General features: G+C 77.9%; 28 protein-coding genes and 1 riboswitch. Of the genes, 11 read left to right on the forward strand and 17 right to left on the reverse strand.

All coding sequences use genetic code 11. The annotated features are described in order from the left end of the window. The first annotated feature begins 6 nt into the window (after nucleotides 1-6). Entirely contained in the window at nucleotides 7-858 is an 852-nt protein-coding gene (gene ygiD, locus BLQ97_RS06720; RefSeq protein WP_175471627.1) for a 4,5-DOPA-extradiol-dioxygenase, read from the forward strand. Here ygiD and cobA read toward each other — a convergent pair. From cobA to BLQ97_RS06765, 10 genes are read right to left on the reverse strand one after another with little or no spacing between them, the layout of a single operon-like run. Beyond that, a complete protein-coding gene (gene cobA / locus BLQ97_RS06725) occupies nucleotides 855-2,114 on the reverse strand; it encodes a uroporphyrinogen-III C-methyltransferase (RefSeq protein ID WP_091364477.1) in 1,260 nt (419 codons plus the stop codon). The genes ygiD and cobA overlap by 4 nt on opposite strands. Beyond that, entirely contained in the window at nucleotides 2,111-3,181 is a 1,071-nt protein-coding gene (gene cobC / locus BLQ97_RS06730) for an Rv2231c family histidinol phosphate aminotransferase CobC (RefSeq protein WP_175471628.1), read from the reverse strand. The genes cobA and cobC overlap by 4 nt, the downstream gene beginning before the upstream one ends. Next, complete coding sequence (locus BLQ97_RS23815) at nucleotides 3,178-3,525, reverse strand: cobalamin biosynthesis protein (RefSeq protein WP_245691933.1); 348 nt, start codon at nucleotides 3,523-3,525, stop codon at nucleotides 3,178-3,180. Before BLQ97_RS23815 ends, cobC begins: the two co-directional genes overlap by 4 nt. After that, the gene (locus tag BLQ97_RS06735; protein WP_091364481.1) at nucleotides 3,516-4,367 is read right to left on the reverse strand and encodes an energy-coupling factor ABC transporter ATP-binding protein; all 852 of its coding nucleotides are present in this window, start codon (nucleotides 4,365-4,367) and stop codon (nucleotides 3,516-3,518) included. Before BLQ97_RS06735 ends, BLQ97_RS23815 begins: the two co-directional genes overlap by 10 nt. Beyond that, nucleotides 4,364-5,101, reverse strand: a complete 738-nt coding sequence (cbiQ, locus tag BLQ97_RS06740; protein ID WP_091364482.1) for a cobalt ECF transporter T component CbiQ — start codon at nucleotides 5,099-5,101, stop codon at nucleotides 4,364-4,366. The genes BLQ97_RS06735 and cbiQ overlap by 4 nt, the downstream gene beginning before the upstream one ends. Further along, complete coding sequence (locus tag BLQ97_RS06745; protein WP_091364484.1) at nucleotides 5,098-5,406, reverse strand: energy-coupling factor ABC transporter substrate-binding protein; 309 nt, start codon at nucleotides 5,404-5,406, stop codon at nucleotides 5,098-5,100. The genes cbiQ and BLQ97_RS06745 overlap by 4 nt, the downstream gene beginning before the upstream one ends. Next, complete coding sequence (locus BLQ97_RS06750) at nucleotides 5,403-6,086, reverse strand: energy-coupling factor ABC transporter permease (RefSeq protein WP_091364486.1); 684 nt, start codon at nucleotides 6,084-6,086, stop codon at nucleotides 5,403-5,405. Before BLQ97_RS06750 ends, BLQ97_RS06745 begins: the two co-directional genes overlap by 4 nt. After that, nucleotides 6,073-7,455: a cobyrinic acid a,c-diamide synthase CobB gene (locus BLQ97_RS06755; protein WP_091364488.1), complete on the reverse strand. Its 1,383-nt coding sequence runs from the start codon at nucleotides 7,453-7,455 to the stop codon at nucleotides 6,073-6,075. Before BLQ97_RS06755 ends, BLQ97_RS06750 begins: the two co-directional genes overlap by 14 nt. After that, nucleotides 7,452-8,066, reverse strand: coding sequence for a cob(I)yrinic acid a,c-diamide adenosyltransferase (gene cobO, locus BLQ97_RS06760; RefSeq protein WP_091364489.1), 615 nt, complete (start codon nucleotides 8,064-8,066; stop codon nucleotides 7,452-7,454). The genes BLQ97_RS06755 and cobO overlap by 4 nt, the downstream gene beginning before the upstream one ends. A gap of 2 nt (nucleotides 8,067-8,068) precedes the next feature. Next, nucleotides 8,069-10,105 (reverse strand): putative cobaltochelatase, encoded by a 2,037-nt coding sequence (locus BLQ97_RS06765; RefSeq protein ID WP_091364491.1) that lies wholly within the window; start codon nucleotides 10,103-10,105, stop codon nucleotides 8,069-8,071. Nucleotides 10,106-10,166: 61 nt separating this feature from the next. Next, nucleotides 10,167-10,247, reverse strand: a riboswitch (cobalamin riboswitch). A gap of 105 nt (nucleotides 10,248-10,352) precedes the next feature. On the opposite strand from BLQ97_RS06765, the gene BLQ97_RS06770 reads away from it, so the two are divergent. The 6 genes from BLQ97_RS06770 (at nucleotide 10,353) to BLQ97_RS06795 (ending at nucleotide 13,374) form a co-directional block, all read left to right on the forward strand. Next, the gene (locus tag BLQ97_RS06770) at nucleotides 10,353-10,823 is read left to right on the forward strand and encodes a hypothetical protein (protein ID WP_139173494.1); all 471 of its coding nucleotides are present in this window, start codon (nucleotides 10,353-10,355) and stop codon (nucleotides 10,821-10,823) included. Continuing rightward, on the forward strand, nucleotides 10,820-11,287 hold the full coding sequence (locus tag BLQ97_RS06775) for a hypothetical protein (protein ID WP_091364495.1): 468 nt from the start codon (nucleotides 10,820-10,822) through the stop codon (nucleotides 11,285-11,287). The genes BLQ97_RS06770 and BLQ97_RS06775 overlap by 4 nt, the downstream gene beginning before the upstream one ends. Further along, a complete protein-coding gene (locus tag BLQ97_RS06780; RefSeq protein WP_091364496.1) occupies nucleotides 11,284-11,577 on the forward strand; it encodes a transcriptional regulator in 294 nt (97 codons plus the stop codon). The genes BLQ97_RS06775 and BLQ97_RS06780 overlap by 4 nt, the downstream gene beginning before the upstream one ends. A gap of 2 nt (nucleotides 11,578-11,579) precedes the next feature. After that, complete coding sequence (locus BLQ97_RS06785; RefSeq protein ID WP_091364498.1) at nucleotides 11,580-12,641, forward strand: AbrB family transcriptional regulator; 1,062 nt, start codon at nucleotides 11,580-11,582, stop codon at nucleotides 12,639-12,641. A 44-nt stretch (nucleotides 12,642-12,685) separates the two neighbouring features. Continuing rightward, on the forward strand, nucleotides 12,686-12,982 hold the full coding sequence (locus BLQ97_RS06790) for a hypothetical protein (RefSeq protein WP_245691935.1): 297 nt from the start codon (nucleotides 12,686-12,688) through the stop codon (nucleotides 12,980-12,982). A gap of 68 nt (nucleotides 12,983-13,050) precedes the next feature. After that, nucleotides 13,051-13,374, forward strand: a complete 324-nt coding sequence (locus BLQ97_RS06795; protein WP_091364499.1) for a hypothetical protein — start codon at nucleotides 13,051-13,053, stop codon at nucleotides 13,372-13,374. A gap of 4 nt (nucleotides 13,375-13,378) precedes the next feature. Here BLQ97_RS06795 and BLQ97_RS06800 read toward each other — a convergent pair whose 3' ends face one another. Further along, nucleotides 13,379-13,888, reverse strand: a complete 510-nt coding sequence (locus tag BLQ97_RS06800; protein WP_091364500.1) for a type II toxin-antitoxin system PemK/MazF family toxin — start codon at nucleotides 13,886-13,888, stop codon at nucleotides 13,379-13,381. 154 nt (nucleotides 13,889-14,042) lie between these two features. Between BLQ97_RS06800 and BLQ97_RS06805 the strand changes: the two genes are divergently transcribed. Next, on the forward strand, nucleotides 14,043-14,240 hold the full coding sequence (locus BLQ97_RS06805; RefSeq protein ID WP_091364501.1) for a hypothetical protein: 198 nt from the start codon (nucleotides 14,043-14,045) through the stop codon (nucleotides 14,238-14,240). 20 nt (nucleotides 14,241-14,260) lie between these two features. On the opposite strand, the gene BLQ97_RS06810 is transcribed toward BLQ97_RS06805, so the two are convergent. Further along, nucleotides 14,261-14,686 carry a VOC family protein gene (locus BLQ97_RS06810; protein WP_091364502.1) on the reverse strand — a complete coding sequence of 142 codons (426 nt, stop codon included), beginning with the start codon at nucleotides 14,684-14,686 and terminating at the stop codon, nucleotides 14,261-14,263. A gap of 45 nt (nucleotides 14,687-14,731) precedes the next feature. Further along, complete coding sequence (locus BLQ97_RS06815; RefSeq protein ID WP_091364503.1) at nucleotides 14,732-15,328, reverse strand: MSMEG_1061 family FMN-dependent PPOX-type flavoprotein; 597 nt, start codon at nucleotides 15,326-15,328, stop codon at nucleotides 14,732-14,734. Nucleotides 15,329-15,360: 32 nt separating this feature from the next. On the opposite strand from BLQ97_RS06815, the gene BLQ97_RS06820 reads away from it, so the two are divergent. Continuing rightward, nucleotides 15,361-15,759, forward strand: a complete 399-nt coding sequence (locus tag BLQ97_RS06820) for an acyl-CoA thioesterase (protein WP_091364504.1) — start codon at nucleotides 15,361-15,363, stop codon at nucleotides 15,757-15,759. Here BLQ97_RS06820 and BLQ97_RS06825 read toward each other — a convergent pair. From BLQ97_RS06825 to BLQ97_RS06840, 4 genes are all read right to left on the reverse strand, one after another. After that, complete coding sequence (locus BLQ97_RS06825; protein WP_091364505.1) at nucleotides 15,746-17,251, reverse strand: cobyric acid synthase; 1,506 nt, start codon at nucleotides 17,249-17,251, stop codon at nucleotides 15,746-15,748. The two genes, BLQ97_RS06820 and BLQ97_RS06825, sit on opposite strands and share 14 nt — an antisense overlap. After that, complete coding sequence (locus tag BLQ97_RS06830) at nucleotides 17,248-17,913, reverse strand: lysophospholipid acyltransferase family protein (protein ID WP_091364594.1); 666 nt, start codon at nucleotides 17,911-17,913, stop codon at nucleotides 17,248-17,250. Before BLQ97_RS06830 ends, BLQ97_RS06825 begins: the two co-directional genes overlap by 4 nt. Nucleotides 17,914-18,044: 131 nt before the next feature. Then, the gene (locus tag BLQ97_RS06835; RefSeq protein WP_091364596.1) at nucleotides 18,045-18,776 is read right to left on the reverse strand and encodes an ANTAR domain-containing protein; all 732 of its coding nucleotides are present in this window, start codon (nucleotides 18,774-18,776) and stop codon (nucleotides 18,045-18,047) included. A 113-nt stretch (nucleotides 18,777-18,889) separates the two neighbouring features. Further along, a complete protein-coding gene (locus BLQ97_RS06840; protein ID WP_091364597.1) occupies nucleotides 18,890-19,930 on the reverse strand; it encodes a cobalamin biosynthesis protein in 1,041 nt (346 codons plus the stop codon). Nucleotides 19,931-19,961: 31 nt separating this feature from the next. Between BLQ97_RS06840 and def the strand changes: the two genes are divergently transcribed. Together def and cbiE are read left to right on the forward strand one after the other, a co-directional pair. Next, nucleotides 19,962-20,519 carry a peptide deformylase gene (gene def / locus BLQ97_RS06845; RefSeq protein ID WP_091364599.1) on the forward strand — a complete coding sequence of 186 codons (558 nt, stop codon included), beginning with the start codon at nucleotides 19,962-19,964 and terminating at the stop codon, nucleotides 20,517-20,519. Beyond that, the gene (gene cbiE / locus BLQ97_RS06850; RefSeq protein ID WP_091364601.1) at nucleotides 20,516-21,745 is read left to right on the forward strand and encodes a precorrin-6y C5,15-methyltransferase (decarboxylating) subunit CbiE; all 1,230 of its coding nucleotides are present in this window, start codon (nucleotides 20,516-20,518) and stop codon (nucleotides 21,743-21,745) included. The genes def and cbiE overlap by 4 nt, the downstream gene beginning before the upstream one ends. Nucleotides 21,746-21,771 lie beyond the last annotated feature (26 nt).

Here is a 21,771-nt window from a genome sequence, read left to right on the forward strand (position 1 = left end):
AGCCGCATGACGCTCATGCCCGCCGCCTTCATCGGTCACGGCAACCCGATGAACGCCCTCGAGCGCAACCGCTACACCGACGCCTGGCGGGCCCTGGGGCGCTCGGTGCCCCGGCCGCGGGCCATCCTGGTGGTCTCGGCCCACTGGTACGTGCACGCGACGGCGGTGACGGCGATGGCCAGGCCGCGCACCATCCACGACTTCTTCGGCTTCCCGCCGGAGCTGTTCGACGTCAGCTACGACGCCCCGGGGCTGCCGGAGCTGCACGAGCAGGTGGCCGACGTCGTCTCCCCGACCTGGGTGGGCGCCGACCTCGACAGCTGGGGCATCGACCACGGCACCTGGTCGGTGCTGCTGCACGCGTTCCCCGAGGCCGACATCCCGGTCGTGCAGCTGTCCATCAACGCCCTCAAGGGCGCCGACTACCACCTGCAGATGGGCGCCGCGCTGGCCCCGCTGCGCGAGGACGGCGTCCTGGTGGTCGGCAGCGGGAACGTGGTGCACAACCTCGGCGGGGTCAGCCGCGCCATGCCCGACGCCGGGTTCGACTGGGCGCAGCGCTTCGACGAGCAGGTCAAGGAGCTCATGCTCACCGACCCGGCCGCGGTGGCCCGCCTCGACGGGCACCGCGACTTCGACCTCGCCGTCCCGACGCCCGACCACTTCCTGCCGCTGCTCTACGTGGCCGGCATGGCCGGCGCCACCGGGACGACGGCGGACGTGCTCGTCGACGGCTACGCCTACGGGTCGCTGTCGATGACCTCCTACACCGTGGGCACGCCCGCGCCGAAGGCCGAGGGCAGCGGCTTCGCCGCCCCGCTGCCCGAGGCGCCGCCCCCGGACGGCGCCAACATCTAGCGCGCCGGGCCGGGCTCGGTGGCCAGCCGCACGACCTCGCCGACCACCCAGACGGCCGGCGGGCGGACGCCCTCGTCGGCGAGCGCCCGCGCGAGGCCGGTGAGCGTGGTGCGGACGACCCGCTGGGTGGCCGTCGACCCGTCGGCGACGACGGCGACCGGGGTGTCCGGCGCGCGGCCGTGCTCGACGAGCGCCGCGGCGATCGCGCCGGCGGTGTCGACGCCCATGAGCACCACCACGGTGCCGCGCAGCCGGCCCAGCGCCGGCCAGTCGACCAGCGAGGCCGGGTGGCCGGGCGGCACGTGCCCGGAGACGACGACGAACTCGTGGGTCAGCCCGCGGTGGGTGACCGGGATGCCGGCCAGCCCCGGGACGCCGATCGCGCTGGTCACGCCCGGCACGACCTCGACCGGCACGCCCGCCGCGACGCAGGCCTCGAGCTCCTCCATGCCGCGGCCGAAGACGAAGGGGTCGCCGCCCTTGAGCCGCACCACCCGCTTGCCGGCCAGCGCGTGCTCGACCAGCAGCGCGTTGATCTGCTCCTGCGCCATCGACCGGCCGCGCGGCAGCTTCGAGGCGTCGATGACCTCGACCTCCGGGGGCAGCGAGGACAGCAGCGACTGCGGCGCCAGGTGGTCGGCGAGGACGACGTCGGCCTGGGCGACCGCCTGCTGGCCGCGCACGGTGATCAGCCCCGGGTCGCCCGGGCCGCCGCCGACGAGCACGACGCTGCCGGCCCGCCCGCCCTCGGGCTCGCGGGCGGCGCGGTCGCGGATGCTGCCGTCGGTCAGCCCGGCGACGACGGCGTCGCGGACGCCCACCGCCCGCTGCGGGTCCCCGCCGCCGTGCACGCCGACGACGAGGTCGCCCTGCCGCCCGACCGCCGGCGTCCACACGCTGGACGCCGACCGGTCGTCGGCGCGGGCGCAGAACACCCGCAGCCGCTCGGCCTCCCCGGCGACGGCCGCGTTCACGGCGGGGTCGTCGGTGGCGGCCACGGCGTACCAGGCGCCGTCGAGGTCGCCGGGCTCGTAGCGGCGGCGCACCCAGGTCAGCGACCCCGGGGCCACCAGCGCCTCCAGCGCGGGGGTCACCTCGGGGCTGACGACGGTGACGCGGGCGCGGGCCTCGAGCAGGCCGGCGACCCGCCGGTGCGCGACCTGCCCGCCGCCGACCACGACGACGCGGCGGTCGAGCAGGCGCAGGCCGACGGGGTAGACGACGCCGCTCGCGGGGTCGACGGGCGTGGCGCTCAGCGGTGCTCCTCCGGGACGGCGGCCGGCAGCGACGTCGTCGTCGGCAGCGGACCAGGGATCTCCGCACCAAGGATCGCAGCGAGGTCCGCGGCGAACGCACGCGAGGTGCCCGGGTCACGGACGGCGACCCGGAGGTGGTCGGCGTCGAGCCCGGGGAAGGTGTCGCCGCGGCGCACCGCCCAGCCCCGCTGCCGCAGCGCGGCGCGCACCCGCGCGCCGCCGGGGACGCGCAGCAGCACGAACGACGAGCGCGGCTCCCCGACGACCAGGCCGGGCGGCAGCGCGGCCAGCAGCGCGGCGCGGTGCTCCGCGAGCTCGCGCGCCGCGGCGTCGGCCTCCGCGCGGGCGGCGGGCGTGGTGCAGGCGGCCGCGGCGGCCAGCGCCGGCGTGGACAGCGGCCAGTGCGGCTGGGCGGCGGCCAGCGCGGCGACGAGCTCCGGCGGGCCGAGCGCGTAGCCGACCCGCAGGCCGGCCAGACCCCAGGTCTTGGTCAGGCTGCGCACCACGAGGAGGCCCGGCAGGTCGTGGCGGGCGGCGAGCGACCCGGGCTCGCCGGGCACGGTGTCGGCGAACGCCTCGTCGACCAGCAGCACCCGGCCCGGGCGGGCCAGCGCGGCGACCTCGGCGGCCGGGTGCAGGACCGAGGTGGGGTTGGTCGGGTTGCCGAGCACGACCAGGTCGGCGTCGACCGGCACCGGCCCCAGGCGGTGGGCGGGCGGCTCGAGCAGCAGCCGCTGCACCGGGTGCCCGGCCGCGCGCAGCGCCGCCTCCGGCTCCGTGAACGACGGGTGCACGACCACCGCCCGCCGAGGCCGGAGCGCCCGGGCGGCCAGCACGAACGCCTCGGCGGCGCCGGCGGTCAGCAGCACCTCGGCGGGGTCGCGGCCGTGCGCGGCGGCCACCGCGGCGCGGGCGGGACCGGCGTCGGGGTAGGCGGCGACGTCGTCGAGGGCGCGCCGCAGCACGTCGCGCAGCCACGGCGGGGGCGTGCCGGCGCGGACGTTGACGGCGAGGTCGACCAGGCCGGGGGCCAGCTCGCGGTCGCCGTGGTGGTGCAGGTCGGTCACGCGGCCACCGCGACGGTGACCCGCCCGTGCACGGTCTTGCCGACGACCAGCCGGGCGCCGCCGAGCAGCGCGGCCGCCTCGGCCACCGACGCCGTCCCCACCGCGGCGGCCACCCGCGCGGACGGCGAGGGGACGGGCACCCCGGCGAGCGCCGCGGCCGGGTGCCCGACCAGCGGCCAGCCGCGGGTGGCGGCGGCCGCGGCCACCCCGGGCTCGGCCGCGCGCACGTCGAGGGTGGCCAGCGCGGTCACCCGGGCGCCGGCGGGCAGGACGGCGTCGACGGCGGCCAGCACCTCCGCGGCGGCCACGCCCGCGACGGCGCCCACGCCGACGGTCACGTCCACGTGCCGACGCCCGGCCGGTCGGGCAGCGCCGCGAGCAGCGCGGCGGCGTCGCGGGGGAGCGGGCCGCCGGGCAGCAGCCCGAGCGCCTGCAGCCGGGCGCCGACGGTGAGCGCCCAGGGCCGGTCGAGGCGGGCGCGGGCGAGCAGGTCGTCGTCGGCGAGGAGGCGCTCGGGCCGGCCCTGCACCACCCGGCGGTCGACGACGACGGCGACCTCGTCGGCCCAGCGCAGCGCGAGGTCGACGTCGTGGGTGCTCATCACGACGGTGGAGCCCGACCCCCGCAGCCGCTCCAGCGCCGCCAGCGCCTCGGTGACGGCGGAGGGGTCCAGGCCCGCCGTCGGCTCGTCGAGCAGCAGCACGCACGGGCGCATCGCGACCGCCCCGGCGATGGCCACCCGCTTGCGCTCGCCGTAGGACAGCTGGTGGGTGGGCCGGGCCGCCAGCGCCTCGACGGCGAGCAGCCGCAGCGCCTCGGCCACCCGCTCGCGCACCTGCTCCTCGGTCAGGCCGAGGTTGAGCGGGCCGAAGGACACGTCCTGGGCCACCGAGGCGCTGAACAGCTGGTCGTCGGGGTCCTGCAGGACCAGCTGCACCTCCTGCCGGTGCGACCGCAGCCCGCCACGGGTGTGCCGCAGCAGCGCGCCGTCGACGGCGACCGCGCCCGCGTCGGGCCGCAGTGCCCCGGACAGGCAGCGCAGCAGCGTCGTCTTGCCCGAGCCGTTGGCGCCCAGCACCGCCAGCCGGCGCCCGGCGGGGACGGTGAGCGAGGCGCCGTCGAGCACCCGGCGCCCGCGCTCGTAGCCCACGACCAGCCCCTCGGCGGTCAGCGACCGGTGACTCACGCCACCCAGCCCACGGTGAGCAGCGCGGCCAGCCCGGCGGCGGAGGCGGCGAGGAAGGCGGGGGAGGACGGCAGCGCCTCGGGCAGCACCCGGAGGCCCGTCTCCATCCCGCGGCCGGCCAGCCCCTCCTGCATGCGGCGGGCGCGGTCGAAGGAGCGGGTGAGCACCGCGGCGGCCAGCGCGCCGGAGGAGCGGTAGGAGCGGCGCACCGAGGAGTAGCCCATCCGGTCGGCCTGCGCCTCGCGGATCGTGCGCAGGCTGCCCAGCAGCACGAACAGCAGCCGGTAGGTCACCGACGCGACCTCGACCACGGCCGCCGGGACCCGCAGCCGGCGCAGCGCGGGCAGCAGGTCGCTCATCGGCGTGGTGGTTGCCAGCAGCAGCACCGCGGCGCCGCCGGCCACCGAGTGCCCGGCCAGGTCGCCCGCCCGAGCGGCCGCGCCGGGCGCCCAGCCCAGGCCGCCGCCGTCCACCGAGACGACGGCGGTCAGCGCGCTGGTGGCGACGAACGCCAGCGGCCAGCGCACCGCCCGGCCGAAGGTGCGCGCCGGCACCCGCGCCGGGCCGAGCGCGAGGACGACGGCGGTGAGCGCCACCAGCACGCTGCCCGGCCACGCCGGGAGCACCAGGGCGCAGACGACCAGGCCGCCGCAGAGCGCCAGCTTGTCCAGCGGCGCGCGCGTGCGCCAGGCGCTGGCCCAGGCGGCGTCGTCGACCGCCAGCCCGGCGCTCACGTCTCGTCCGTGGGCTGCCGCTCGGGCGGGGCGGCCCGGCGGCGGCCGCGCAGCCGGCCGAGCACGTAGCCGAGCACCCCGCCGCCGACCGCGGCCTGCAGGGCGAACAGCCCCGACTCCACCTCCTTCGACGACGGCGCGAACACCGACTCGAACCACGGGGTGTAGCCGGACTCCTCGATCGCCGCGCTGGCCTGCCCGTCGGTGCCCGCGTACCCGGCGTCCCCGCGGAACGCGAGCGGCAGGGCGACCAGCGCCAGCACCGCGAGCACCAGCAGCGCGGTGACCAGCCGGCGGCGGGTCACCCGCGCTCCTCCGCCGGCGCCGGTGCCAGCAGGCCCAGGCGCTCGAGGTCGGGCCGGGCGCTGACGGTCAGCACCCGGAACAGCAGCACGCCGAGCAGGCCCTCGGCCACCGCCAGCGGCACCTGGGTGAGGGCGAAGACACCGAGGAACTTCACCGCGGCGCCGGCGAACCCGCTCGCCGCGTCGGGGAAGGCCAGCGCGAGCTGCAGCGACGTCGTGACGTAGGTGGCGAGGTCGGCCAGCGCGAGGGCGACGAAGACGCCGGGCAGCAGCCCGGCGCCCAGGGCGCGCGCCAGCCGGTAGGCGCCGTAGCCGGCCCACGGCCCGACGACGGCGAAGGCGAACGCGTTGGCGCCCAGGGTGGTCAGCCCGCCGTGCGCCAGCAGCAGCGCCTGGAAGAGCAGGACGACGGTGCCCAGCAGCGCCATCACCGGCGGCCGGAACAGCACCGCCCCGGCGCCGGTGCCGGTCGGGTGGCTGGAGCTGCCGGTGACCGAGGGCAGCTTGATCGCGCTGAGCACGAAGGTGAACGCGCCGGCCGCACCGAGCAGCAGCGTGGACTCCGGGTGCTCGCGCACCTCCCGCACCACCGCGCGGGCGCCGTGGACCACGAACGGGGCGGCCGCGACCGTCCAGCCGATCGCGTGCGGGGCGGGCAGGAACCCCTCAGCGATGTGCACGCCGCACCTCCTCCGGGACGGCCGCCGCGCAGGCGGCCACGAACCGCTCGGGCAGGGCGGGGGACCCGGCCCAGTGCAGGTGCAGGTAGGAGGCGTGCACCGAGCCGGTGGCGAAGCCCTCCGGGCCGGCCTGCGCCCACTGCCAGGCCGGGGTGGCGCCGGCGCCGGGTCGCGCGTGGGTGCGGTGGAACTCGTGGCCCCGCACCCGGGTACCGGCCGGGGCGAGCACGCTGTCGGCGACGGCGACCGCGGCCCGGTAGCCGAGGGTCAGCCGGGGCGACATCGCCGTCGCCACGTCCAGGACGCCGCACATCGGGTGCCCGTCGAGCTCGCGCGAGAGGTAGAGCAGGCCGGCGCACTCGGCGGCGACCGGGCCGCCGCGGGCGGCGAGCGCGGCGACGTCGGCGCGCAGGGCCGCGTTGGCCGACAGCGCCTCGGCGTACACCTCGGGGAAGCCGCCGCCCACCACCAGCCCCGCGGTGCCCGGGGGGAGGGCCTCGTCGCGGAGCGGGTCGACGGTCACCACCTCGGCCCCGGCGGCGGCGAGCAGCTCGGCGTTCTCGGCGTAGCCGAAGGTGAAGGCGGGCCCCCCGGCGACGGCGACCCGCGGCCGGCCCTCGACCGGGGTGACCTCGGCGGCCGGGTCCCAGGGGACGGCGTCCAGGGCGGGCGCGGTGCGGGTCAGGCGCAGCACGGCGTCGAGGTCGACGCCGCCGGCCACCACCTCGCCGAGCCGCGCGACGGTGGCCAGTGCCTCGGCCGACCGCTCGGCCGCCGGGACCAGTCCCAGGTGCCGCGACGGCGTGCCGAGCTCGGCCAGCCGCCGGACCGCGCCCAGCACCGGCACCCCGGCCGCGCCCAGCGCCTCGCGCAGGATCTCCTCGTGCCGGTCGCTGCCGACCCGGTTGAGCACCACGCCGCCCAGCCGCACGCGGGGGTCGAAGGTGGCGAACCCGTGCACCAGCGCGGCCACGCTCTGCGCCTGCGCGCTCGCGTCGACGACCAGCACCACCGGCGCCCGCAGCAGCCGGGCCACGTGCGCGGTGGAGGCGAACCCCGGCTCGACGTCGGGGGAGGTGGCGCCGTCGAACAGGCCCATGACGCCCTCGACGACGGCGACGTCGGCCCCGCGGGCGCCGTGCAGGAACAGCGGCACGACGCGCTGCTCGCCCTGCAGCACCGGGTCGAGGTTGCGGCCCGGGCGCCCGGCGGCCAGGCCGGTGTAGCCGGGGTCGATGTAGTCGGGGCCGACCTTGTGCGGGGAGACGGCCAGTCCGCGGGCACTGAGCGCGGCGACCAGGCCGGTGGCGACCGACGTCTTGCCCGCGTTGCTCGACGGGGCCGCGACGACGACGCGCGGGATGCTCACCACTCGATCCCCCGCTGACCCTTCTGGCCGGCGTCCATGGGGTGCTTGACCTTGGTCATCTCCACGACGAGGTCGGCGGCCTCGACCAGAGCGGGCGGGGCGTCCCGGCCGGTGACGACGACGTGCTGCGCGCCGGGCCGCTGCGTCAGCGTCTCGACGACGTCGTCGACGTCCACCCAGCCCCACTTCAGCGGGTAGGTGAACTCGTCGAGGACGTAGAAGCGGTGCGCCTCGGCGGCGAGGTCGCGCTTGATCTGCGCCCAGCCCTCGGCGGCGTCGGCGGCGTGGTCGACCTCGGTGCCCTGCCGGCGCGACCAGCTCCAGCCCGAGCCCATCTTGTGCCAGACCACCGGCCCGCCCTCGCCCGTCTCGGCGTGCAGCCGGCCGAGCGCGGTGAGCGCGTTCTCCTCGCCCACCCTCCACTTGGCGCTCTTGACGAACTGGTAGACCGCGATCGACCAGCCCTGGTTCCACGCGCGCATGGCCATGCCGAACGCGGCGGTGGACTTGCCCTTCATCTCGCCGGTGTGCACGGCCAGCAGCGGCCGGTTGCGCCGCTGCCGCGTGGTCAGCCCGTCCTGCGGCGTGACGGCGACCTGTCCCTGCGGCACCGTCAGGCCGCCTCTCGGACGGCGCGCACGGTGCCGGCGAGCGTCTCGGCCGCCAGCTCCTCCAGCCGCAGCGTCTGCGCCCCGAAGTGGGCGCCGAGGACGCCGGCGAGCCCGAGCCGCACCGGTCCCGACTCGCAGTCGACGACGACGCCCGCCGTGCCCTCGGCGGCCAGCCGCTGCGCGACCGCGTGCGCGGCGCCGACGGCGTCGGTGCCCCGGGTGCCGGTGGCCCGCCCGTCGGTGACCACGACCAGCAGCGGCCGGCGCCGCGGGTCGCGCACCCGCTCCACCCGCAGGGTCTCGGCGGCGCGCAGCAGGCCCGCGGCCAGCGGGGTGCGGCCGCCGGTGGGCAGCTCGCGGAGCCGGGCCGCGGCCGCCTCGACCGACCAGGTGGGCGGCAGCGCCAGCTCGGCGTCGGCGCCGCGGAAGGTGACCAGGCCGACCTTGTCCCGGCGCTGGTAGGCGTCCAGGAGCAGCGACAGCACGGCGCCCTTGACCGCGCCCATCCGCGCCCGGGAGCCCATGGAGCCGCTGGCGTCGACGACGAACAGCACGAGGTTGCCCTCGCGGCCCTCGAGGGTGGCCTGGCGCAGGTCCTCGCGGGCCACCCGCAGGCCGGGACCGCTGCGCCCGCGGGCGACCTGGTGCGGCGCGGCGGCCAGCACGGTGTCGACCAGGTGCAGCCGGGTCACCGGGCCCGAGGGGCGGGTGGAGCCCACGACGCGCCCGCGCTCGGCCCGCGCCTTCGACCGCCGTCCCGCCGCGCCCGCACCGACGCCCGGGACCTCCAGCCGCCGGGCGCGGAACGGGTCCGACGGCGCGACCGCGGCCCGCTCGGACGCCGACGCCGACCCGCCCGTCCGGTCGAGATCGCGCGATCTCGGCTCCCCGTCCGCGGGGCCGGCGTCGAGATCGCGCGATCTCGACGGGGAGTCCGGGCCGGCGCCGTCGCTGTCGTCCGGGCCCGCGGGCGGCGGGGGAGCGCCCCCACCGCCGCCGTCCGGGCCGTCGGGAGGCGGGGGCTCCTCGTCCGGGCGGCTGTCCTCGAGCGCCTGGTCGAGGGTGTCGTCGTCGAGACCGGGGGCGTCGAAGGGGTTGCGCCGGCGCCGGTGGGGGAGGGCGAGGCGGGCGGCCACGCGGACGTCGTCCTCGGTGACGGCGTCGCGGCCGCACCAGGCGGCGTGCGCGATCGCGGCGCGGGCGGTGACCAGGTCGGCGCGCAGCCCGTCGACGTCGAACGCGGCGCACACGGCGGTCACCTGGCGCAGCGCGTCGTCGGAGAGGACGACGTGCGGCAGCCGGGCCCGGGCGTCGGCGATCCGGGCGGCCAGCGCGGTCTCCTCGCCCGCCCACGCCGCGGCGAACCCGGCGGGGTCGGCGTCGTGCGCGAAGCGGCGGCGGACCACCTCGGCGCGCTCGGCCGGGTCGCGCGGCGCGGCCACCTCGACGGTGAGGCCGAAGCGGTCGAGCAGCTGCGGCCGCAGCTCCCCCTCCTCGGGGTTCATCGTCCCGACCAGCAGGAAGCGGGCGGCGTGGCGCACCGAGACGCCCTCGCGCTCGACGTAGGCGGTGCCCAGCGCGGCGGCGTCCAGCAGCAGGTCGACGAGGTGGTCGTGCAGCAGGTTGACCTCGTCGACGTAGAGCACCCCGCGGTGGGCGGCGGCCAGCAGCCCGGGCTCGAAGGCCTTCACGCCCTCGGTGAGCGCCCGCTCGAGGTCCAGCGAGCCGACCACGCGGTCCTCCGAGGCGCCCACCGGCAGCTCGACCAGCCGCGCCGGGCGGGTCAGCCCCGGGGCACCGGGGTCGTGCGGGCCGTCGGGGCAGGCCGGGTCGGGGACGGCGGGGTCACAGGCGAAGCGGCAGCCGGGCACCACGGCGACCGGCGGGAGGACGGCGGCCAGCGCGCGCACCGTCGTCGACTTCGCGGTGCCCTTCTCGCCGCGCACGAGTACGCCGCCGATGGCCGGGGAGACGGCGTTGAGCAGCAGGGCCAGCCGCATGTCGTCCATGCCGACGACGGCGCCGAAGGGGTACGTCATGCGGGGGCACGGGTCCTCTCCCCGGGTGTCCACGCCCGGAGGTGGCAGGAGGCGGCGGCGGGAGTTCCTGACTCCCCGGCCTCCTGGTCGGGAGGCCGGGTCACAGTGGCGGGACCGCGCCGGAGTCGCACCGGGCTTCCTCCACTGCCGTCGCTGTGGCCCGGTCATGGAACCACGCGGGGTCGCGCCCGCGACAGGGCGGGCCGGTCACTTGACGGAACGGAAAACGACCGCCAGTCTTTCCGACATGGAAAGCAACGACGTGGACCGGGACGCCGCCGCCGCGCAGCTCGCCGCCCTGCAGGCCGACCGGGCGGCGCTGGCCGACCGGCTCGAGCACTCCGGGGTGTGGTGGCCGTGGGACGTCGGTCTCGGTGTCTGGGTGTTCCTCCTGTTCGGTGCCCAGTCACTGCGCGGCACGTGGGCGGCCGTGGTCACGGTCGTCCTGACCGTCGTCGGCGTCTGGGGCGCTCGGTTCGCGTTCCGGCGGACCACCGGCACGTGGATCAGCGGCTGGCGCCGGGGCCGGACGCAGCGGGTGGTGTGGTCGTGGGTCGCCTTCGTCCTCGTCGTGTTCGTGACCGCGTCGTTCGCCGAGCACGAGGTGGGTCTGCGCGGGGCGATGGCGGTCGCCGGTGCCGTGCTCGGCGTGGCGCTCGCCGCCGTCAACCGCTGGTGGGTGCGCGTCTACGCCGTCGAGCTGCGGAGCGGGGTGTGACCGCCGACAGGCACGACCTCGGGGCGGCCGACGCCGCCGCGCAGCTCGCCGCCCTGCAGGCCGACCGGGCGGCGCTGGCCGACCGCGTCGTGCAGCCGTGGTGGTACGACGCGCTGCTCGGCGCCCTGATCGCGGGCTTCCTCGCCAGCTACTCGCTGCACAGCACCTGGGCCACCGCCGTCGCGCTCGTGGTCCTGGTGGTCGCGATGCGGCTGATGGTGGCTCTCTACACCCGGCTGACCGGCCTGTGGGTGAACGGGTTCCGCGCGGGACCCACCCGGCGGGCGATCCGCGTGTGGGTCGTCCTGTACGCCGTCGTGCTGGGCGCCGCCGCGGTCGCGGAGTACCTCCTCGACCTCCGCGGTGCGATGGCCGTGGGCGGCGTGGTGATCGGGATCGGCCTGGCGCTGATCAGCCGGTGGTGGACGCGGATCTACGTCGCCGAGCTGCGGAGCGGGGTGTGACCGCGGTCGCGCCGCACTTCGACGCGGTCATCCACCCGCCGCCGCGGCTGCAGATCTGCGGGCTGCTCGCCGCCGTCGACACGGTGGAGTTCGCCGCCGTCCGCGACCGGGTCGGGGTGAGCGACTCGGTGCTGTCCAAGCACGTCAAGCAGCTGGAGGAGGCCGGCTACGTCCGGGTCAGCAAGGCGACCGTCGCCTCCCGCCAGCGGACCAGCCTGTCGCTGACCCGCGCGGGACGGCGGGCGTTCGACGCCCACGTCGCCGAGCTGCGCCGCATCGCCGGCGTCTGAGCGTGGCGCGCGTCCCCCCGCGCCGGCTCGCCGACGCCGCCGGCGTGGTCGCCGGGGCGGCGCTGGCCAGCGTGCTGCTCGACGTCGCCGGGCTGCCCTCCGCGCCGCTGTTCGGCGGGCTGCTCGCCGGCCTGGTCCGCGGGCTGGCCGGCCGCACCCGCCCGGCGGTGCCCCGGGCCGCCACCGCCGCCGCGCAGGCCGTCGTCGGCGTCTCGATCGGGACGCTGGTCGACCTCGCCACGCTGGCCGCGATCGGCGAGGACTGGCTGCCCGTCCTGCTGGTCACGCTGGCCACGCTGCTGCTCACCGTGGCCGCCGGGCTGCTGCTCCGGCTGCAGCCGGGGATCAGCCCGGTCACCGGCGCGTTCGCGATGATCGCCGGCGGCGCCTCGGGCATCACCGCCATGGCCCGCGACCTCGGCGCCGACGACCGCATGGTCGCCGTCCTGCAGTACCTGCGGGTGCTGCTCATCGTCGTGCTCATGCCGGTGGTGGCGACGGCGCTCTACGGCGCCGACCCCGGCGCCGGCGGCACCGTCGCCGCCCCGGACGGCCCGGGCCCGGCCGCCGGGGCCGCCTTCACCGCCGCCTGCGGGGTGGCCGGGTACGGGCTGGCGCGGCTGGTGCGGCTGCCGGTGCCGGCCCTGCTCGGCCCGATGCTGGTGGCCGCCGCCGTCGACCTCGGCGGGCTCTCGGGCGGCGCGACCGTGCCCGGGGCGGTGGAGGCGGTGGCCTTCGGCGTCATCGGCCTGCAGGTCGGGCTGGCCTTCAGCCGGGAGAGCCTGCGCACCATCGGGCGGGCCCTGCCGCTCGCCCTGGCGATCATCGTGGGCCTGGTCGCCGCCTGCGCCGGGCTGGGCGCGGTGCTCGCGGCGGCCACCGGCGTCCCCCAGCTCGACGCCTACCTCGCGACGACGCCCGGCGGCCTCTACGCGGTGCTCGCCACGGCCACCGGCACGGGCGCGGACACGACGTTCGTGCTCGCCGTCCAGGTGCTGCGGCTGTTCGTCATGCTGCTGGCCGCGCCCCTGATCGCGCGCCGGCTGCGCCGCCGACCGGCCTGAGCGGCGCCCCTGACCGGTGGCACCGCGCGCCTACCCTCGACCGGGTGAGCCGCGCGCCGGAGGAGGAGACCGAGCTGTCCGACGTGGAGACTGCCGTCGTGGACGCCACCGCCGAGGAGCAGGACGCCGTCCTGCTGTTCGTGGGCGGCCCCCTCGACGGGCGGGTGGAGGTCCGCGCCGCCCGCCACGGCGACCCGCTGCCCACGGTCACGCACGTGCACCTGCACGACGGGCCGAAGGTCGTCTCGCGCTACGACCTCCAGCCGCTGCCCGGCCGCGCCGGCGTCTACCACCTGCGGTCCGCGGCGCCCCGCCCCGGCCCGGCCGGCCGCACCGGCTGACACCCGTCACCACCCCCGGTGGCGGCCGGCACTGCCGTCCCGGCGGTCGTCGGGGCCAGCGTGGGGCCGTGCGCGAGACGGTGCCGCTGCTCCACGTCGCGGCCGGGACCGCCACCGGCTGCTCCCTGGCGCTCACGGCGCGGGGACCGGGCTGGCTGGTGGCCCCCGGTGTCCTCGCCGCGGGGCTCGCGGGGGCCGGCGCACTGGCCCGCAGGCGTGGCTGGCCGCACTGGCCGACCGCACAGCCACACCCGCTGGGCGACTCCCACGTCGCGCTGGCCACCGGCCTGCTCGTCGCGCAGACCGGCAGCCCGGTGGTCTGGGTCCTGCCCACCCTCGTCGCCCAGGTGCCCGTCGCGCGGGCGAAGCGCCGACTGGCCGCGACCGCCTGACGCCTCACCAGCCCTGGGTGCGCCGCGCCGCCGCCACCACCTGCCCGAAGAGCGCACGGTCGAGCGCCGCGCCCTCCCGCCGCACCGCGGCCGGGTCGAGCACCAGCAGCCGGTCGAGCCGCACCTCGCTGGGCCGGCCGCGGCCGTCCCACCCGCCGGTGCCCACGTCCATCCAGGACCGGCCGTGCCGCGCCTCGTCCCCGGCGTCGCGGTCGTGGTCCTTGCTGGTCAGCGCGAGCCCGACCAGCTCCTCGCCGCGGCGGCCGAGCACCAGCACCGGGCGGTCCTTGCCGCGCCCGTCGCCCTCCTCGTAGGGCACCCAGGTCCACACCACCTCGCCGGGGTCGGGGCGGCCGTCGGCGCGCGCCCGGTAGGCGGTGTCGATGCCCGGGGTCGCCCGCGGTGCCCGGCCTGCGCGCGCGGCGCGCGGGCGCGCGGGTGCCGCCACCCGGCGGACGACGGGGGCGGCGGCGGACACCAGCCGGGTGAGGACGTCGGCGAGTCGGCGGGCCATGCGGGCACCGTACGGACCGGGGTCGTCGTCGTCCCTGCCGTCTCGTTCGTCACACCTGTACCAATCCGAGCCGGTTCTGGTTGCGGAGCGTCCGGAGCGGGCACCATCGGGTCACGGGGCCGAAGCCGCCCGGCCCCGGGAGAGGGGGGCTCCCATGACCTCGGCCCAGCCCGTGATCCCTGCCGCGCCGCGCTCGCGCGAGGTGCGCGCCAGCGTCCTCGCGGCGTTCCAGCTCGTCGAGGACGCCCGCTACCTCGGCACCGAGCGCCGTCCCCGGCGCACGCGGGTCCGCCGGATCGCCGAGCGCACCGTGGTCAGCCGCCGCCTGGCGCGCGACGTCGAGCGCGCCTGACCCTCCTCGGCGCACGGCAGCTAGGCCACGCAGAACTCGTTGCCCTCGGGATCGGCGAGCGTCGCCCACTCCATGGGGCCGATCGAGGCCCGGTGCAGCTCCCGCGCGCCGAGGCCCACCAGCCGGGCGACCTCCGCCTCCCGCCGCTCCGCGCCCACGTGCAGGTCGAGGTGCACGCGGTTCTTGACCGTCTTGGGCTCGGGCACCCGCTGGAAGAGCACCCGTGGCCGCCCGGGGTCGGGCGAGGTGAGCGCCGCGCCGACCGCCCAGACCAGCGTGCCGCGGTGCGTCGTGGTGTCGGCCTCGGTGGCCTGCCCCTGCTCCACCATCCGCCGGATGAAGGCCTCGTCCTGGGGCTCCACCTGCCAGCCGAGCGCCTCGGCCCACCAGTCGGCGAGGGGGTGCGGGTCGGTGGAGTCGATCGTCACCTGGAACTCGGTCGCCATGCGCGGAGCCTGGCAGCAGCCGGTGACAGGACCACAGCTCGAGGACTACAGCTCCAGGGCGAGCCCCGCGCGGATGGTGGCGTCGTCGGGCAGCGGGGTCTCCAGCCCGCAGTGGTCGCGGATCATCGTGCCGAACGGCGGCAGGGAGCTGCGGTCGATCCGGCTCGCCGGGTCCCACAGGCCCGAGCGCATGACGGCCTTGGCGCAGTGCAGGTAGGCCCGCTGCACGGTCACCACCATGACCGAGCGCGGCTCCCGGCCGAACTCGGTGAGGTCGAGGCCGAGGGCGTCGGCGGGCAGCAGCTCGGCGGTGCCGAACACCTTGAGCGTCTCCTCGAGGCCGGGCACGAAGAACAGCAGCGCCACCCGAGGGTTCACCGCCACCTTGCGCAGGCTGTCGAGCCGGTTGTTGCCCTGCCGGTCGGGCAGCACCAGCCGGTGCTCGTCGAGCACCCGGACGAAGCCCGGGTCGCCGCCGCGCGGGGAGACCTCCGGCCAGCCGTCGGCGTCCGCCGTGGCCAGCGTGAGGAACGGCGACAGCCCGATCAGGGCCCGGCAGTGGACGTCGAGGTGGTCGATCTCCTTGTCCCGCACCAGCTGCGAGGGCGGGCGGTAGGAGGCGAGGACCGGGTCGGGCTGCACGCGACGACGGTAGCGGCCGCTAGCGTCGCGCCGTGCCGGTCACGTGGAGCTCCCCGGTCCGCTTCGTCGAGTGCGACCAGCAGGGCGTGGTGTTCAACGCCCACTACCTGGTCTGGGCCGACGAGGCCTCGATGGTGTGGTGGGCCGCGGTCGGGCTGCCGTGGGACGAGCTGGTGCCGCGCGCCGACCCGGTGGTCAAGGCCAGCTCCCTGGAGTGGTCCTCCGCGGCGCGCTGGGGGGACACGGTCACCGTCGACGCCGAGCCCGAGCGGCTCGGGCGCAGCAGCCTGACCGTGCGCTTCACCGTCCGCGTGGGGGAGCGCGTCTGCTGCGCCGTCCGCACCACCTACGTGGCCGTCGCCGACGGCGTCGCCACGCCCTGGCCCGACGACGTCCGCGCCCGGCTGGCGGACGCGCTCAGCGCGGGCTGAGCGCCCCCGGCGGCAGCAACGGCAGGTCCGCCGGCGGCCCCTCCTCGACCAGCCGCCACAGGGCGCCGGTGTCGGCGTGCTCGGCCACCAGGTCGCCGAGGGTGTCCAGGCGTGCCTCGCGCACCGCGGCGAACGAGGTGTCCGGCAACGGGAGGAACCGCCGCCCGCTCGCCCGGGCCACCTCGGCGAGGAAGGCGCGGCGGAAGCCGTCGTTCTCCATCGCCCCGTGCCAGGTGGTTCCCCACACCGACCCCGCGCGGCCGCCGTCGAGGAACGGCTCGGCGCCGCCCTCGTCGTAGGTCACCTGCCCGTGGTGGATCTCGTAGCCGTGCACCGGGTGCCCGAGCGCGTGGCCGGCCGGGCGGCCCAGGGTCTTCTCCCGCGCGAAGCGGACGTCGGCGGGCAGCAGTCCCAGCCCGGCGACCGTCCCGGCCCGCGACTCGACGTCGTCGGTGATGGTGCGGGCGAGCATCTGGTGGCCCCCGCAGATGCCCAGCACCGGGCGGCCCGCGGCGGCGTGGCGGGCCACCGCGTCGGCCAGCCCGCTCGCGCGCAGCCACGCGAGGTCGGGAACGGTGGCGCGGGTGCCGGGCAGCACCACGAGGTCGGCGTCGGCGAGCTCCTCGGGCCGGGTGACGAAGCGGACCAGCACGCCGGGCTCGGCGGCCAGCGCGTCGAGGTCGGTGGAGTTCGACAGCCGCGGCAGCCGGGCGACCGACACCCGGAGGACGTCCTCGCCGTGCGGCGGGCCGGCCGAGGAGACACCGGTGGGGATGCCGAGGGAGTCCTCGACGTCGAGCGCGGCGCCGGGCAGCCACGGCAGCACGCCCAGCGTCGGCCGCCCGGTGAGCTCGGCGAGCCGGTCGAGCCCGGGTCGGAGCAGCCGGACGTCGCCGCGGAACTTGTTGACCAGGAACCCGGCGACCAGCCGCTGGTCGGCCGGGGGCATGAGCGCGACCGTGCCGTAGAGGGCGGGGAAGACGCCGCCGCGGTCGATGTCACCGACGACGACCACCGGCAGGCCCGCGGCGGTGGCCAGACCCATGTTGGCGATGTCGTCGGCGCGCAGGTTGATCTCGGTGGGGGAGCCGGCGCCCTCGCAGACGACGACGTCGAAGCGCGACCGCAGGTCCGCCAGGCAGCCGAGCACCTGCTCGAGCAGCGCCGCCTTCATCGGCCGGTAGGACAGCGCGGTCACCTCGGCCACCGGCCGGCCCAGGACGACGACCTGGCTGGCGTCCTCCCCGCCGGGCTTGAGCAGCACCGGGTTCATCGCCGCCTCGGGGGGCACGCCGGCGGCGGCGGCCTGCACCACCTGCGCCCGGCCGATCTCGGCGCCGTCCGGGGTGACCACCGAGTTGTTGCTCATGTTCTGCGCCTTGAACGGCGCCACCCGCACGCCCTGGCGGGCCAGCCAGCGGCAGATGCCGGCGGTGACCACCGACTTGCCGGCGTCCGAGGTGGTGCCGGCGACGAGCAGGGCGCCGCTCACCCGACCTCGCGGGGCACGCCCCAGCCCGCCTTCTCCTGGCCGGAGAGGTCGGCGATCGCCTCCATGATCCGGTCGGTGACCTCCCGGCGGGCGCGGCCGTTGCCGGCCCGCCCGGCGTGCTCGGGGAAGGTCAGCGGCTCGCCGAAGACCACGGAGAACCGGTGGGGGCGCGGCCAGCGCGACCCCACCGGCTGGATGCGGTCGGTGCCGGTGACGGCGACCGGCACGACCGGGCAGCCGGCGGTGAGGGCCAGCCAGGCCACCCCGGTCTTGCCGCGGGCCAGCCGGCCGTCGCGGGAGCGGGTGCCCTCGGGGTAGATGCCGAAGCCCTCGCCCTGGCGCAGCACGCCGAGCGCGGTGTCGAGCGCGGCCTGCGCGGCGCGGTGCGTCTCGCGCTCGACGGGCATGGCGCCCAGCGCACCGAACAGGGTGCGGGTCAGCCAGCCGCCGACCCCGGACCCGGTGAAGTACTCCGCCTTGGCCAGGTAGTGCACGCGGCGCGGCGCGGAGAGGGGGATGACCATGCTGTCGATGAACGACAGGTGGTTGCTGGCGATGATGAACGCCCCCTCGGCCGGGACGTTGCCCCGGCCGCGCACCCGCGGCCGGAACACGAGCCAGAACAGCGGCCGCAGCACGAAGCGCGCCACGAGGTAGAACACGCCGGTCTCCCCTCCTCGGGCCGCGGGCCGGCGTCCGTCCCACCGGTCCGCGCCCCGGGCATCCTCCCCCGTCGCACCGCCCGCCGAGGAGGCAGGGCGCCGGGGGAGGCGGGGTCACCCGCGTGGCGCGGTCAGGGCACGCGGCGGTCGGGCGGGCAGGCGTCGCGCAGGATCGACCGCACGTCGGCGGGCAGCGGGCCCTGCCCCGACGCCGAGGCCACCAGCTCGAGGGCGACCTCGCGGACCTTGCGGTGGGTGTGGCTGGAGATGTGCGCCAGCAGGTCGAAGGCCACCTGGTCGCCGCAGCCGGTGAGCAGCATGAGCACGCCCTTGGCCTGCTCGATCGGTGCCCGGCTGGCCATCGCGGTGCGCAGCTGCGCCACCTCGGTCTCCAGTGCCCGCACCCGCTCCTCCGCCGTGGGGGAGCCGGCCGAGGGCGCCTCGACGACCAGCCCCTCGACCGCGGTCACCGCGCCGTCGTCGTCGAGCTGCGGCTCGCCGAGGAAGACGACGGGGCGCTCCCGGCCGCCGGTGGTCAGCCGGACCTCCAGGCAGAACGCCTGGGCGCCGGTGACGGCGGCCGACAGGGCGTCGATGGTGCGCGGGCGGTCGTCGGGGTGCTGGGCGGCGACGAGCACCTCGGTGCAGGGCCCGGGGGAACCGTCCGTCAGCCCGTGCAGCGCGGCCATCTCCTCCGACCACTCCCACGTGCCGCCGAGCCGGTCGTAGCGCCAGCGCCCGGCGAGGCGGGTGCGCCGCGTGGTCAGCGGGGAGGGGGCCGGGGGCCGGGGCAGCTGCGGGGCGGCCGGACGTGGCTCGGGGGCGGCGTGCCGGTGGACGGTGCGGGACATGGTCGACGTCATGGCGTGCTCCGGAGGACGCGCGCCGGGCGGGGCCCGGGGAGAGCGCCGCTCAGCCGTGGGTTCGACCTCAGGCGGTATGCCGGCTGGGCCGGCCGCTCGTGGCCTCCCTGACCTTAGTCGTCCCGGGCCCCGGGCGCGAGCTTTCGGGACGACCTGGTTCCTGCTCTCCGCCGGGCGGTGCCCGAGGGAGCACCCGCCCGGCGGCCGCGGACCAGCCGGGCGGTCGCGGCCAGGGCGGCCGCGGCCAGCCAGACGGCGCGGGAGAGCCGCACGGCGCGGACGACGTCGCCGCTGCCGGGAGCGCGGCCGTCCCCGAGCACCGGCCGGTCCTCGACCCGGGTGCCGTAGACGTTGCGCCCGCCCAGCCGCAGCCCCAGCGCGCCGGCCGCCGCTGCCTCGCAGCGCCCGGCGTTGGGGCTGGGGTGCGCGGCGCCGTCGCGGCGCCACACGCGCAGCGCCTCACGGGCCGAGCCGCCGACCAGCGGGGCGCCGGCCACGGTGAGGGCGGCGGTCAGCCGGGCGGGCAGCCAGTTGGCGACGTCGTCGGCGCGGGCGGCGGCCCAACCGAACCGGGCGTACCGGGGAGAGCGGTGGCCGACCATCGCGTCGAGGGTGTTGACCGCGCGGTACCCGAGCAGGCCGGGCAGCCCGGCGAGCGCACCCCAGACCAGCGGCGCGACGGCGGCGTCGGAGGTGTTCTCCGCGACCGACTCCACGGTGGCCCGGGCCAGCTCCCCCGCGTCGAGCGTGGACGGGTCCCGCCCGGCCAGGGTGGGCAGCAGCGCGCGGGCGGCGGGCAGGTCGCCGGCGTCCAGGACGCCGGCCATCGCGGTGGCGGCGCGGCCCAGCGAGGTGCCCCCGAGCACCGCCCAGGTGGCCAGGGCGACGACGGTCGTGCGGGCCGCCGGCCGCCGGCGGGTGGCCCGGTCCAGCCCCGCGCCGAGCCCGGCCGCCGCGGCCACGAGGACGGCCGCGTACCCGGCGCCGGCCGGCCGCGCGTCCCGCCAGACGCGCCGCTCCAGCGCCCCGGCGACCGTGCCGAAGCCGGCGACCGGGTGCCGGCGCCGCGGGTCGGCGAGCAGGAGGTCGGCGGCCGCGCCGAGGGCCAGGCCCACGGCGGTGGGGACGTCTCGGCGGGGCGGCACGGCGTCCATCCTGCCGAGGCCGGTTCCTAGGATCGCGGCCATGCGCCTGCCCGGCCGTTACGACGGCGTCGCCCGGCCGATCGTCACCTACGGCAGCAACGAGGTGCTGCACCGGCCGACCGCGCCGGTCACCGAGTTCGACGAGCGGCTGCGCCGGCTGGTGCTGGACATGTTCGCCTCGATGCGCGAGGCCGACGGCGTGGGGCTGGCGGCCAACCAGATCGGCGTCGACGCGCGGGTGTTCGTCATCGACTGCCCCGACGCGCGTGGCGCCGACGTCGTCGGCTACGTCGTCAACCCCTCGCTCACCCTGCTGGGACCTGCCGACGGCGAGCCCGCCGAGGAGGTCACCGAGGAGGGCTGCCTGTCCGTGCCCGGCCCCTACGCCGAGCTGCCGCGTGCCTTCCGCGCCCGGGTCGACGGCGTCGACGTCACGGGCAAGGCGGTGTCGATCGAGGCGACCGGGATGGCGGCGCGCTGCCTGCAGCACGAGGTCGACCACCTCGACGGCGTGGTCTACGTCGACCGGCTGCCCGCGGAGCTGCGGGAGCGGCTGCTGGCCGAGGCGGCCGGGCCCGAGGGCGAGCTCCCGGCGTGACCGGCACCGCGGACACGGCGGTCGCGCCGGTCGTCGTCGTCGGCATCGGCGCCGACGGCTGGGACGGGCTGCCCCCCGCCTCGCGCGCCGAGGTGGAGCGCGCCGAGGTGCTGATGGGCAGCGCCCGCCAGCTGGACCTGGTGCCGGCCGGCGTCGCCGCCCAGCGGGTGCCCTGGCCCTCGCCGCTCACCGAGGCGCTGCCCGGGCTGGTCGCGGAGCACGCCGGCCGGGCCGTGGTGGTGCTGGCCAGCGGCGACCCGATGCTGTCGGGGATCGGCACCACGCTCACCCGGCTGCTGGGCGCCGAGCGGGTGCGGGTGCTGCCGGCGCCGTCGTCGGTCTCGCTGGCCTGCGCCCGGCTGGGCTGGGCGGTCGAGGACACGGAGGTGGTCACGCTGGTGGGCCGCCCGATCGAGCTGCTGCACCCGCACGTGCAGCCCGGGCGGCGGCTGCTGGTGCTCGGGTCCGACGGGGAGACCCCCGCCCAGGTGGCGCGGCTCCTGGCCGAGCGGGGCTACGGGCAGAGCCTGGTCACCGTGCTCGGCGGGCTGGGCGGCCCCGACGAGGAGGTGCGCACCGGCACCGCGGCCACCTGGTCGCAGCCGGCGCCGGCGCTGGTGGTCACCGCCGTCGAGTGCCGGGCCGAGCGCGGCACCATGCCGCTGCCCACCACGCCGGGCCTGCCCGACGGCGCCTACGAGTCCGACGGGCAGCTGACGAAGGCGGAGGTGCGGGCGGTCACCCTGTCCCGGCTCGCCGCCGTCCCCGGGCAGCTGCTGTGGGACGTGGGCGCGGGCGCGGGCTCCATCGGCATCGAGTGGATGCGCGCGCACCCCACCTGCCGCGCCGTCGCCGTCGAGGCCTCCGCCGAGCGCGCCGAGCGGATCGCCCGCAACGCCGCGCGGCTCGGCGTCCCCTACCTGCGCGTGGTGCACGGCCACGCGCCGGACGTGCTGGCGCGGCTGGGCGCCCCCGACGCGGTGTTCGTCGGCGGCGGGCTGACCACGCCGCTGCTGGTGGAGACCTGCTGGGACGCGCTGCCGGTGGGCGGCCGGATGGTGGCCAACGCCGTCACGGTGGAGAGCGAGGCGGTGCTCGCCCGGTGGCACGCGGAGGTGGGCGGCGACCTGGTGCGGGTGGAGGTGTCGCGCGCGGAGCCGGTCGGGTCGTTCACCGGCTGGAAGCCCGCGATGCCGGTGACGATCTGGTCGGTGACCCGGTGGTGATGGGGCAACTCCGCGGAAGTGCCCCG

This window comes from Geodermatophilus telluris (genome assembly GCF_900102745.1).
GTDB lineage: Bacteria > Actinomycetota > Actinomycetes > Mycobacteriales > Geodermatophilaceae > Geodermatophilus > Geodermatophilus telluris.